The following is a 12,687-nucleotide window of genomic DNA, read 5'->3' as shown; positions in this document are numbered from 1 at the left end:
GAGCTGTCGCGAGGCAGTTCCCCCGTTTGGTTGACGCGGCGTGGAGCAGTGGCAGCTCGTCGGGCTCATAACCCGAAGGTCGCAGGTTCGAATCCTGCCGCCGCTACCAAGTACACCATCACCCCCGCTAGCTGCGCTAGCGGGGGTGATGCGTTTTGGGCGGAGTGAGTGGCGGGGTAATATGATGTTTACCGCAGAGGGCGCGGAGAATGCTCCTCATCTCAAATACCTTTGCGCTCTTCGCGTCTTTTGCGCCTTTGCGTGTGAACCCGCTGCGTCTTTGCTCGCTTGGCGGCTTGGCATTGACTGCCCTCATCCCCCGCCCCTTCTCCCACCGGACGGTCGGAGAAGGGGCGCCGCTGGATGTGCGGGACAGGCACTGCGCAAACGGTATGGGATGGTTTGATGCTCTGAGTGACCGAATCTCGGCCTCGCGGGAGATTGCTTCGCCGCGCCGAGCGCGGCTCGCAATGACAGACGGGGAAGCCGCGGCGACAGCTAGACTGTTGGCTATTCATTGACATCTGGTATGATTTGCTGAAACAGTGATTTGCCACGGAGATTGTGATGTCCTTCGATCCATCCACTATTCGCCCACTTTTCCCGGCATTAGCGCAAGAGGTCACCGGACGACCAGCAGTCTTTTTCGATGGCCCCGGCGGCACGCAAGTGCCGCAGATGGTCATCGACGCAATCAGCGGGTATCTGGCGCGTGACAATGCCAATACGCACGGCGCATTCGCCACCAGCCAACGCACCGATGCGACGATTGCGGCGGCGCATGCCGCGATGGCCGACCTGCTCGGTTGCGATCCTGACGAGGTGTTTTTCGGCCAGAATATGACATCGCTGACTTTCGCGCTCAGCCGGGCAATTGGGCGTGAGCTGCAACCCGGCGATGAAATCGTGGTGACACGGCTTGACCACGACGCCAATGTCGCGCCGTGGCGAGCGTTGAGCGAGCGCGGGGTCGTGATTCGCGAAGTCGATATTGACATTGAGGACTGTACGCTCGACATGGCAGATATGGCGGCGAAGATCGGGCCACGTACCAAGCTAGTGGCGGTTGGTTATGCTTCAAATGCGGTTGGCACAATCAACGACGTGCGGCAGGTAGTCGAATGGGCGCATCAGGCAGGTGCGCTGGTCTTTGTTGATGCCGTACATTATGCGCCACACGGCCCGATCGATGTCAAGGCGCTCGACTGCGACTTTTTGGCCTGTAGCGTCTACAAATTCTTTGGGCCGCACGTAGGAGTCATCTACGGCAAACGTGAGCATTTACAGCGCTTACAGCCCTACAAAGTGCGCCCGGCGGCTGATACCGCGCCCGAACGCTGGATGACCGGCACCCAGAACCACGAAGGCTTGGCCGGCGTGACGGCAGCGATTGAGTACTTGGCCAGTTTAGGCCAGCTAGCCACGAGCCGGCGCGAGGCGCTCGTGACGGCGATGACCCGAATCGCTGACTACGAACGGAGCTTGGCTGTGCAGTTGATTGAAGGCTTGCTCACCATCCCCGGCCTCACGTTTTATGGGATTCGCAAGCCGGAACGGTTTGGGTGGCGCACGCCGACGGTCTCGTTCCGGTTGGCGAACCTGTCGCCGCGAGCAGTGGGTGAACAACTGGCTGAACGCGGCATTTTTGTCTGGGATGGCAACTATTATGCGCTGAGATTGAGCGAACGGCTAGGGGTTGAGCCACTTGGCGGCATGGTGCGGGTAGGGCTGGTGCATTACAACACGGCTGCTGAAGTGGATTATTTGCTTGAGGTACTGCGCAAGCTAGCCACAAGGTAGCAGGATGGGAATGTGGCGGGCCAGCAGCCCGCACCCCGCAGCCTCTGCGCAGTCTCTGTCGTGGCAGGCCAACGGCCCGCGCTGCTTGGCCTTAGGCTCTGAGCGTTGCCTCGGCGTGATCCCACACTAACAACCCCGGCTGCTCGCTGAGCATGACGCGGTCGGGGCTATACCGCACTCGGATACCGCTCTCACTGCCCAACACGCGCCGATCGAGATCGGGCGGCATGGTGGTGATATATCCTTCATCATTGAAAAAGAGGCGCACACACGAAAACGCGAAGGTTAGATCGTGCGGGCTAGCGAGGGTGATTTCAAGATCGGAGTCGTGATTGACACTCGCCTGAGCGCCAAGATCGCCCAGCATGTGGCGCAACGCATCAATATCGACATTCAGCCGTTGCCCTTTTGAGCCGCTAATGGTGATGGTGATATGGCGACTGGTGAGAACCGAGTCGATCAACAACAATTCGTAGGGGGTCTGCTCGAACAGAATCGCTGCCGCCGGATTGGCGCGATCAATTGCGCGACCGGCTAGCGCGCAGCCGAGGGCATTGACATCGTAGGCAAGACGCATCGCGGTGGGAAATGAGAAGGAGATAGCGGCAGCGCCTTGCAACGTCGTGGACAACTCGGCGGTGGGGATGCCAAAGCCGCGCAAAAAACCTTTCAAAATGGCCAGCCCCAATTCAAGGCTCACTCGCCGCGAACGGCGACCGCTGATATCGATCAGTTGTGACACCGATGGTTGGACGCTAAGCGGGCTCGAGTCGGTCAAGAGCGGCAAGAGCGAGCCCCGAAAGATACTGCGCCCATGGCGATGCACAACGACTGAGAGCGGGCGAATGCGGGCATCGGGGACACGCACCGGATTAGCGCCAAACAGGTCATGCACAAGCGCGACGAGCGGGTCATTCGAGCACAGATGCAAGATCATACGCTACCTCGGCGATGAAGCTTCAAAAAGGGCGGAAGATCGGCATACTCAAGCAAAGCAGGGGCTTGTGATTGAACAGGCGGTTTTGGGCTTGGAGCGGATTTGTTGGCACTGGCGCCAGTCGGCCGGCGGAACGTATCAACTTCACTCGCAATCAGCGTCACGCGCACGCGATCAGGGTTGGCTTGGTGCGGTGAGCTGACCACGCCAATCGCTAACTCCATCTCGCTATCAATCGTCTGATGAATCTGCGCGATCGCATTGTTCACATCGTGCAGACCGAGATGATTACCGCCGATGATGGATACAAAGAGACGCCGCGCCTTTACCAAATTTCCTTCCAACAAATCACACCTGAGAGCCATCTGCACAGCGCGTTGGGCGGCACCGCTGCCAGTTGCGCTGCCAATGCCAAGCATCGTCTGGCCGGCATTGCTGAGGGTTTGGCGAACGTGGGAAAAGTCGAGCTGCATGAGGGCTGGTAAGGAGAGCTGCTCGACGACACCGCTGATCGCAGCGCTCAAAATCGTATTGCTATAGGTGAGCGCTTTGCTCAGCGTCTCCCGCGGATTCACAAAACGGAGGATCTTCTGATTGGACACCACTACCACCGCATCGGCTGTCGCGGTCAGGGAGGCAAGACCTTGTTCGGCCGTGCGGCTACGTTGGCCCTTCTCGACGTGAAACGGCATCGTGACAAAAGCGAGGGTCAGCGCGCCAAGTTGGCGAGCAAGGCGGGCGACCACTGGCGCGGCGCCGGTTCCGGTACCCCCTCCCATACCGGCGACAATCACCACCAGATCGGCGCCGGCAAGCGCTTGGGCCAACACCGGTTCGCTTTCGAGCGTCGCCTCTGCGCCGACTTGAGGATGGCCGCCAGCGCCCTTGCCACCTGTGAGCTGTGGCCCTAATAAAATGCGTGTTGGTACTGTGGTTCGCCCAACCAGATCTTGTTGATCGGTATTGGCGACAATTACGCCAATCTGATCGGCCGGCAGTTGTAATGTACTGACCAAATTCCCGCCGCAGCCACCCAAACCGATCAACTTGATGGTAATCGGGGTACGAGGCTGAAACGATACATCTGCGGATTGCATACGCCCCCCCACGAATAATGGTTGGTATCACACCTGATCGCTCAACGAAATCTCAGCGATGGGATCACTCACCCGCACCCGGCCAGCGCCAATGTGAAACTGCCGGCGCAGTAACTGCACCAGCGCCTGTACCGCACTGCGCAATGGCGGCGGCGCATGTTCGAGCGACCCTTCAACCGCAATCACAATAGCGCGTTGGTCGAGCTGCTCGGCGGGCAAGCCAACCCCGCGAGCAGTGCGGGCAATATAGCGTTCGTGACGCAGACGAAACACAGCGCCGGTATGATCGACGTAGTAGTGCCAGCGCGCATTGGCATGCGCATTGACCAACTGTAAGCTAGTGGGGCCGGGCGTTGGCGCCAGCAAAATGGTGTCAATCGGGCGACGGCGTATTTCACCATCACCGGCGAACAGGCTCACATCGATCAATGGCTGGCCTTGCCGAACTGGCCCAAGCAGGGGAGCAGATGTCACCGTCGGCGGTGGCAGGCGTTGGTCATCAACCCGCGATAGCCGCACCACGCCGGTTGCAAGCTGGCGGTGGCTGCCAAGCAATGCCGTCAAGCGCCCAAAGGGACTCGCCGGCGGCAACGGGCGATCGAGCGGCCAATCCGGCACCGGCAAGCGACAAGCTATCACATCAAGCGCAAACGGCATCAACGCCACCGGCACGTCATCGATCACCACAACTTCAGGTTGGCCCAGCGACGCGCCGAGTTCTTCCCCCAACGCATACTGGATCAGGGCCGCATCAGGTTGGTAGCGGCGACCAGTGCGAAAGGCAAAGAGATCGTCAAGCAAGAGCCGGGCCAATTGGCTGGCGCGCTCGCGACTGAGGCCAGACAACGCCAACTGGCCAGCAGCGGCGCGGCGAAGATCGCTGAGCCGGTAGATCACCTGCCACTGGCCCACCGGCGAGCAAAGGCTATCGAGGGCAAAGTGCTGGCAAGCGAACTGCAGCCCCGGTGCCAGCGCCAGCCGATGATTATGGCTGATCGGCATCCCCAATTCATCGGGATGCTGGAGAAAATACTGATGGAAGGCCCAACCGGGTTGAAAGCCATTGACCGGATCGGCAGCGCGAAAGATTGCCTCAAGCAGAGCCATCCGTTGTGGGCTGGCCGGCACGGCATTGAGCCGATTGACGCTCTCACCGGGGCGGAGGGAGTCATCGGGCCCAACGGAAGCAAACAGGGCATCGCGGGCATAGACTTCAACCAGATAGCGAGTCCCATCAGGCAGTGACAACGCGCGTTCGCGGTCGTTGGGCGCTGATGCCGGACGCGGAGCGAGGGGGCGGGCAACCAGCGAGGCAACCGGCATGCCGAGGTTGGCGGCGCGGGCGTGGCTAAAAAAGGGCCACTCGGCGGGCAGGCCGCTACCGGCGGCGCGATATGCGACATCAAGCATGTATTGGCGCAACCGCTCGCCCGGCGGTAAGGCAGGGGCACTAGGCAAGCCGGCGAACACCTCGGCCAGAAACCGTTGCCATGGGAAACCGGCCGGGTCAGTCTTGCGGCCGGGGGAAATATCGAGATGGCGCACCACTTGGGTGGGCGGAATCTGGTACTTCTGCACCAGCTCGCGGGTCAGCCAGAGCGCAGCAGCGTACTGTTCGGGCGGATACGGATCACGGCCATCGTTGCGATTCTCGAGTTCGATCCCCACCGACACATCGTTACAGCCAGACACCGTGCGGCCGTCAACCTCCCAACGGCTCACGCCGGCATGCCACGCGATGTTTTGATCAGCAACCAATTGGAAAATCTGGCCGCGTTTGCTGATGTAGTAATGGACTGAAACCTCACGACCGAGAGCGCCGCCCTGCCGGAGCCACTTAAAGTCGCCGGGGTACGAACCGGCAGTGGCGTGGAGCACCACCATCCTGATCCGATCAGGAGTACCCGGTTTGAAGTGGTTGCGGGTCATGCCAACCCATTCGATCTGATACTGATACATACGTACACCTATGCGATGGTTATGATGGAGCCGTGCCTCTGTGCGGCACCAAGGTACAGCGCTACACCGGATCGATACCATATCGCCGGCGATACCATTCGTCTTGAATGCGCAACCGGCGGATAACCGGTGATGGTTGACGCGCCGAAGGCCGGTTTCCCAAGGTCAACGCCGGTGGCTGATCGCTCGGCGGGCGTAAATAAATGGGTCCAAGCGTGCGATTACGCACATACAGCGCCGGCACAAACCACGACACCTGATCGGTCTCGCCGACATACAGCGCGATCCGAGCGGTGAATAGCGCCTCTTGCACACTCCGCCCCTGCGCCAGCCCAGCATAGACGATGCTAGCGATCCGGGTGGCAGCATCGGCGCGGATCGTAAACTGCATCCCAATCACCACCGGCACCCCAGCAATGCTTAGGGCAGGAGCAACACTACTGAGCAAGGCCGAGCCGGGGGTAGCCATCGCCCCTTGGCAAGCATGCAACAAGACCATCCGCACCCCGCCGGCAGCAGCAGCCAACGCCCCCGGCGGCGTCCATTCTTCCCCACCGCTCTCACGGTCAAGCAAGAGCGCGCCAGCGCCTTGCTCGTAGCGCCCGTGGCCATAGTAGTGGATCACATCGGGCGACCACTCGCGCACCACCCGTTCGAGTTCACGGCGCGAAACCGGGCTCAACTCACGCATTTCGGCCAATCCCCGTTCGAGCAGCGGTTGCAACGCGCTCATGCGGGTGCTGCGTTCAAGCTGGCGCAATTCGGGCGGAATTCCAGCTTGCGGCGAGAGGGCGAGAATGCGCAGCGCGCCGCTGCCCGGCGCCGGTTGCGGCGGCGGGCCGGTATGCTTGAGACGGCGTTCGATTGAGGCTGACAAGCGGCGCTCGGCGAGGAGCGGGGTTGGCTCATCGGCCCATAGCAACTCCCATGGGAGCGCGGCGAGGGCAATATCAGCCGGGGCGTGGGCATTGAAATGGCAGGCCATCAGCAACGGCCGATCGACCGCCAGCGCATAGTTACGCACAATCTTCAGGGCTTCAGCGCCGCGCTTATCGTGGGTCAAGGCCCGAAAGAGGCGACGACCGACCCGGCGTGGCAAATCGGACGGCACCCGATCGCCGTCATCCCAGAAATCGAGTTCACGCAGCCGATCCTGTTCCGCCGGAGAAAACGTGAACGACGCTTCTTGAGCTGATGTCCATGGATGCGGATACGCCGGATCTTGCAACACATCGAGGGCGCGCAACACAAGCGGCACATCGTGGGCAGCGATCGGCATCGGCATCTGACTCTGGGTGATATCGATCACCTCGTTAGCTTCCCAGCGCACAAAAAAGCCGCGGTGATACGAACTAAAATCGACAGAGAGCAGAACGGGCTGGTAGGTTAGTCGCATAGAGATCAGAATGGGTATGGCAAACAGTGGGAACACACCGTCTTACCCGGCAGCGCGCGGCTTATCGTTCACGAGGTTTAGCAGGCAGCTCCGTCATCAGCAAGGCGAACAGCAACGCCTGATCAGCCGCCTGATCGCGCACCAGCAACCGCTCGCGGTGCAAGGTTTGGCGCAGGCGCTGGCGAGCAATGAGGGCACTGCCGGACGGACGATCGAGCACGAGGCGCGGTTGGAGCGTCAGGGCGCTATTCATAGAGCAATCCTTTCCAGCAATATACTACAGTATGTAGTAAAAACGATCACAAAGAAAACGCGCTGTTGCGTGCCACTGCGACATCCCAATCATGGCGAGACCAGCGGCCAGCAGAAGCCGTAATCGTCGACTCACATTCTTGCCAGCGTTCAGGCGTCCACACTTCCAGATACTGATCCATTCCAGCCAGAACAGCAGTGCGATCAAGACCGGCGTACGCGCGGAGCGGCGCAGAGATGACGATCGTTGCCTGCTCATCGAGCGCCAAGGCGCTGGCATCGGCAAACAGCAGCCGGCGCAACCAGCGCTCATCAGCCCCGCTGAGGGTCAGATTGCTCACCCGTTGGGCCAACCCTCGCCAGAACGGTTCGGGGCACAGTTGGAGACAGCGTTCAAAACCGCGGGTCACGATCACACCAGCGTTGAACAGCGGGTGGATCGGGGCGGGAATGGCCAAGCGGCCTTGTTCATCGAGCGACACCTGCCATGTACCAAGCAACATTGCCTCCTCACAGGGTCAACATGATAGGTAGTACGATCCTTTTCGGGTGCTTGTTGGGTTCTTAAAATACCTTCCTGAATTACTATAGCATATAATATTCGAGCCGTCTAGAGTTTTTCACGGGAAGTTCTCAGCGAGGCCTTGACATTACTACAGTCTGTAGTATTATAAAGCTGAACTTGACTTCTTGCCTGCAATCGCCTGCTCGTTGTCGCTAGTAGAAATGGCGTTATGACGAGACAAACTAAACAGGAGGAGCATCTCTCACCCAACCAGCAATATCAACAAGAACCCAATAAGCACCCGAAAGGCTAGACAAAACGGCTTGTTAGTGGTATAGTATTCCCTGAAAGGAACCCGAAAGGAACCCCGCAATGCAAGCAGTGAATCACGACGCAACGTTCAACATGGTGACCGAGGCTGATCATCTGGCGGTGCAATTGCCACTTCAGGTGATGGGGCTATCAACTGCCTACGCTGCTACGCTCGAATTGCTCCAGCGCCGTTATCCGACCGTCTTGCCCGATCATTTGTGGGCGGAAGTTGCTGGCGGGGTCGTTCTTTCCCTTGCGCCGGTCGCGTTAGCTGCGCGCCGTTTACGCAACCTCGATTGGCGCAATTATGAAGATTTGGTCTGGCGTAGCTTTGTGGCTGCGGGCATTCCCATCATTCTCTGGCAACTCGGCGCAAATGCGCTGCGCCGCCGCGAAGCCGAAGATTACTTGCGCCGAACACGAAGGAGCGCTGTTGATTATGCCAACGATACCACGCCGCTGGCCAACCGAATTGGAGACCGAGAGGGTGGAGCTGATCCGCGTTGCGGACGAGGCAGTTCAGCACATCCAACAGGCCCGGAGTACGCTTGAAGAGGTGCGCGCTGAACTGGGGCGCAATGTTCACCTTGCACGGGTGTTGATCGTGACTGCCGAGCGCGCCGTGTACGATGCCTTGACCTGCACTGAACGCATGCGGCGCTACTTGGCCGTCGTGCGCGGCGCTGAAATTAATGGACGCTGGCCGATGACGGCGGCTCGCCAACGCGACGATAGCGAACAGGCGTTGGATCGAGCCACCCAGAGCCTCGAAGAGGCGCAAGACCTCTTTGAGACGTTACGGCAGAGTTATCTAGCGAATTTTACGTTGGCCGAGGCCGTGCTGGCCGATATGACTCTTGCGCTCGCCCGCGCTCGCCGTTCGATCGAACAGATGGTGCGCTTGCTCACCGAAGCAGCCATCGGACGCGATTAGGCCTTGCCTGCGATCACGCAGCGCAACCCATTTGCTACGGCGTTGGCGTGGTCGGGGGAACGGGTGTCGCAGTTGGCGTTGCCGTCAGCAGCGACGGCGTTGTAGTGGGTGTTGCGGTTGGCGTAGGCAAGCCAACATCATCCACCGTATCAGCAGCAATGTCGCTCAGCCGGTCAAGAAAACGGATTAACCGCTCGCTACGCTGTTCAATCTCGCGGATCCGCACATTTTGCTCGGCCTGAATAGTCGCTACTACCGCCACCACAACTTGCCCCTCGCGCAACTGATCTTGCAGGACTGCCGCTTCAGCGACCGCGGTCTGCAATGCCTGCCCCAAGGCTACCGCCGTTGCAGCCTGCCCGGCTTGGGCAGTCGCCGCCGCCGCCAGTCGCCCCACCAGCGCTTCGAGATCATCGATCCGCTCGCGCGCATTGCCTAGCTCGATACTCGCTTGCGCCTGCGCCGTTTGCAGTTGGGCCACCGTATCGGCTTGCGCCGTGGCCGCTGCCTGCAACCGCTGCACCTCAACGCTCGCTTGCCGGATCTGCTGTGGTGTGGTGAGATCAACTCCTAACAGCAACAGGATGCCTCCGGCTGCGACCAACGCTACTCCAGCCGCAATAATCACGGTCAATAACCAGCCAATCAGGCCGATGATCCGGCTCACACAACTGCGCGGGCGCGGCGCTGGCGACGCTGGCGGTGGGGCTACCGGCGCTTCATTCGAATCAAGTTGGGTCATTGTCATCCTACTGCATTGGCACGAACCCATACCTATTGTAGCATGCCGGCTGGCAGGCTAAGGAACCGGTTGCCAGCGCCTGAGATCACCCGCGCCATTCCCGTCATTTGACAGTCTGCAGGGCGCTGGCTACAATCGCACCAGCCAGATTGCTATGCCGAGGAGCCTATGAGAGTTCCGCTGTCATGGTTGCGTGAATTTGTTGCGGTCGATCTGCCGGTCGAAGAATTGGCCCGGCGCTTGACCTTTGGCGGCATGGAGGTTGCTCAGATCCATCGGATCGGGGTTGAGGGCGCACCGCTGCCGTGGGATCCCGAATTGATTGTCGTTGCCAATGTGTTAGAAGTGCGGTCACATCCGAACGCCGACCGGCTGGTGCTGGCCGAGGTTGATTACGGTGCGGCCCAGCCCCATACGGTTGTCACCGGCGCACCTAATCTCTTTCCCTATCGCGATCAGGGCCGCTTGACCCATCCGTTGAAAGCGGTGTTTGCCCGCGAAGGCGCGCAGTTGTACGATGGCCACGCCGAAGGCTGGGTGATTACCAAGCTCAAGGGCCGGCCAGTGCGCGGCGTGATGAGTGATGCTATGCTCTGTTCGGAGAAAGAGCTGGGCCTGAGCGAGGATCACGAGGGGATTTTGATCTTGCCCGACGATGCGCCGGTGGGGATGCCGCTGCGCGACTATCTGGGCGAGATTGTGCTGGAAATCGACCTGACCCCCAACTTCGCCCGTTGTCTCTCGATCGTTGGCGTGGCCCGCGAAGTCGCCGCGCTAGCCGGTGCGCCGCTGACCTTGCCCGATCCGCAGGTCGTCGCTACCGGCCCGTCGATCATCGGGCGGGCGAATGTGACGATCCGCGAACCCGATCTCTGCCCGCGCTTTATGGTCGGGCTAGCCGAGGGCGTGCAGATCGGGCCGTCGCCGTTCTGGATGCAGCGCCGCTTGATCAACGCCGGCATGCGCCCGATCAACAATATCGTCGATATTTCTAACTACGTGATGATCGAGTGGGGCCAGCCAACCCACGCTTTTGACGCCGACCGCGTGGCCGATCGCCATCTGATCGTGCGCTTGGCCCAACCCGGCGAACGGCTGAAGACGCTCGACGATCGGGATCGCGATCTGACTCCCGGCCCCGACAGCGGTTTGTCGCACCCGCCGCTGATGGTGTGTGACGCCACCGGGCCGCTGGCGATCGCCGGCGTAATGGGTGGAGCCAGTTCTGAGGTGAGCGCGACCACTATCAACGTGTTGCTCGAAGCGGCTATCTGGGAACCGGTGCAGATCCGGCGCACAGCGCGCGGCCTCAAGTTACCGAGCGAGGCGTCGCGCCGCTTCGAGCGCGGGGTTGATTACGAGTTGCCGCCGATCGCGCTGCGCCGTTGTCTGGAACTGATGCGCCTGTATGCGGGGGCAACGATCGCCGCCGATTTCATCGATGTCTATTCGCGCCCATGGCAGCCGGTGACGATCGATCTGCCGCCCTCGGAAGTACGCCGCTTGCTCGGCATTCATCTCGATGCCCACACCATCGCCAGCATTCTGGGCCGGCTAGGGTTTGAATGCTCAATTAGCGGCAACGCGACAGTCGGCGATTTTGCTATGCTGGCCGCCGAGCCGGTGATACACGTGACGGTACCGTCGTTCCGCCAAGATGTGACGATGGCCGCCGATCTGTGCGAAGAGATTGCCCGCATCTACGGCTACGATCAGATTCCGTCCACCCGGCTGGCCGATGAATTGCCCCCGCCGGTAACGCTCAAGGCGATCGAACTCGAAGAGCAGGTGCGCGATCTGATGGCCAGCGCCGGCTTGACCGAACTGATCACCTATTCGCTGATCGACATGGCGCTGGTCGCGCAGGTGCAACCCTCCGAGGCTGTCGCCGAGCGGTACCTCAAGCTGAGCAATCCCAGCACACCGGAACATGTCTACCTGCGCCGTTCGTTGCTGCCCTCGATCGCAGCGGCGCTGGCCATGAACCTGCGCGAGCGCGAGCGTTCGCTGGTGTTTGAGATTGGGCGAGTCTACTTGCCGCAAGCCGAGCCGGGCAACAACGATCGCTGGCTGCCCGACGAACCGCGCCGGCTAGCGATTGCGATGGCCGGCCCGCGCCAGCCGGAAAGCTGGCTCAGCACCGACCGCGAGTGGCTCGATTTCTACGATCTGAAGGGGATCGTCGAGCTGCTTGGCGAACGATTAGGGCTGGCCGAGCAACTCAGCTTTGTGCCGCTGACCGATGACGAGCGCTTCCACCCCGGACGCTCGGCGGTGTTAATGCTGGTGCGCAAACGTGATAGCCGGGGGCGACCAGTTGATCAACAACTGGTTGGCGTGCTCGGCGAAGTCCATCCGCATGTACGGGCGCGGCTAGAGGTGGCAGCGCCGCGGGTATTGCTGGCCGAGATCGATCTCGAAACGCTGTTTGCCCACGCCGGGCAAGCGGTTTACCGGCCCATCTCGCGCTTCCCGGCCAGCGTGCAAGATCTGTCCATTGTGGCCGATGACACGGTCAGCGAAGCGCAGATTCGGGCCGTCATCCAGCGCAGCGCCGGCGAGTATTTAGAGCGCCTGACCTTGTTTGATCGTTACAGCGGGCCGCAAGTGGGGGAAGGCAAACGCAGCCTGACCTATCATCTTGTCTTCCGCGCGCCTGACCGCACCCTGCTCGATGAGACGTTAGCCAAGATTCGCAAGAAGATTATTGGCAACCTCGAACGCGAGTTAGGGGCGACGATTCGCAGTTGAGC

General features: G+C 60.6%; 11 protein-coding genes and 1 tRNA gene. 5 read left to right on the top strand and 7 right to left on the bottom strand.

Annotation, left to right across the window (positions count from 1 at the left end):
- The first annotated feature begins 34 nt into the window (after positions 1-34).
- Both U9R61_RS15795 and U9R61_RS15790 read left to right on the top strand, forming a co-directional pair.
- Positions 35-109, top strand: a tRNA-Met gene (locus tag U9R61_RS15795).
- Between the two features lie 458 nt (positions 110-567).
- Positions 568-1,800, top strand: a complete 1,233-nt coding sequence (locus tag U9R61_RS15790; RefSeq protein ID WP_322489771.1) for a cysteine desulfurase-like protein — start codon at positions 568-570, stop codon at positions 1,798-1,800.
- 91 nt (positions 1,801-1,891) lie between these two features.
- Here the strand turns inward: U9R61_RS15790 and U9R61_RS15785 are convergent, their stop codons facing one another.
- From U9R61_RS15785 to U9R61_RS15760, 6 genes are all read right to left on the bottom strand, one after another.
- Positions 1,892-2,737, bottom strand: coding sequence for a hypothetical protein (locus U9R61_RS15785; RefSeq protein ID WP_322489770.1), 846 nt, complete (start codon positions 2,735-2,737; stop codon positions 1,892-1,894).
- On the bottom strand, positions 2,734-3,834 hold the full coding sequence (locus U9R61_RS15780) for a cell division protein FtsZ (RefSeq protein ID WP_322489769.1): 1,101 nt from the start codon (positions 3,832-3,834) through the stop codon (positions 2,734-2,736). Before U9R61_RS15780 ends, U9R61_RS15785 begins: the two co-directional genes overlap by 4 nt.
- 27 nt (positions 3,835-3,861) lie before the next feature.
- Positions 3,862-5,793, bottom strand: coding sequence for an N-acetylmuramoyl-L-alanine amidase (locus U9R61_RS15775; RefSeq protein ID WP_322489768.1), 1,932 nt, complete (start codon positions 5,791-5,793; stop codon positions 3,862-3,864).
- Between the two features lie 61 nt (positions 5,794-5,854).
- Entirely contained in the window at positions 5,855-7,189 is a 1,335-nt protein-coding gene (locus U9R61_RS15770; RefSeq protein WP_322489767.1) for a CHAT domain-containing protein, read from the bottom strand.
- Between the two features lie 61 nt (positions 7,190-7,250).
- Complete coding sequence (locus U9R61_RS15765; protein ID WP_322489766.1) at positions 7,251-7,442, bottom strand: hypothetical protein; 192 nt, start codon at positions 7,440-7,442, stop codon at positions 7,251-7,253.
- A gap of 46 nt (positions 7,443-7,488) precedes the next feature.
- Positions 7,489-7,944 carry a division/cell wall cluster transcriptional repressor MraZ gene (locus U9R61_RS15760; RefSeq protein WP_322489765.1) on the bottom strand — a complete coding sequence of 152 codons (456 nt, stop codon included), beginning with the start codon at positions 7,942-7,944 and terminating at the stop codon, positions 7,489-7,491.
- A 374-nt stretch (positions 7,945-8,318) separates the two neighbouring features.
- Here U9R61_RS15760 and U9R61_RS15755 point away from each other — a divergent pair, with 374 nt between their 5' ends.
- Positions 8,319-8,810 carry a hypothetical protein gene (locus U9R61_RS15755; RefSeq protein ID WP_322489764.1) on the top strand — a complete coding sequence of 164 codons (492 nt, stop codon included), beginning with the start codon at positions 8,319-8,321 and terminating at the stop codon, positions 8,808-8,810.
- Positions 8,698-9,192, top strand: a complete 495-nt coding sequence (locus U9R61_RS15750) for a hypothetical protein (protein ID WP_322489763.1) — start codon at positions 8,698-8,700, stop codon at positions 9,190-9,192. Before U9R61_RS15755 ends, U9R61_RS15750 begins: the two co-directional genes overlap by 113 nt.
- 34 nt (positions 9,193-9,226) lie before the next feature.
- Here U9R61_RS15750 and U9R61_RS15745 read toward each other — a convergent pair whose 3' ends face one another.
- Entirely contained in the window at positions 9,227-9,934 is a 708-nt protein-coding gene (locus U9R61_RS15745) for a hypothetical protein (protein ID WP_322489762.1), read from the bottom strand.
- 168 nt (positions 9,935-10,102) lie between these two features.
- On the opposite strand from U9R61_RS15745, the gene pheT reads away from it, so the two are divergent.
- Positions 10,103-12,685: a phenylalanine--tRNA ligase subunit beta gene (gene pheT / locus U9R61_RS15740; RefSeq protein ID WP_322489761.1), complete on the top strand. Its 2,583-nt coding sequence runs from the start codon at positions 10,103-10,105 to the stop codon at positions 12,683-12,685.
- Positions 12,686-12,687: the final 2 nt, after the last annotated feature.

The sequence above is a fragment of the Chloroflexus sp. genome (assembly GCF_034431535.1).
GTDB lineage: Bacteria > Chloroflexota > Chloroflexia > Chloroflexales > Chloroflexaceae > Chloroflexus.
This window is presented reverse-complemented; position numbering and strand designations above follow the sequence as displayed.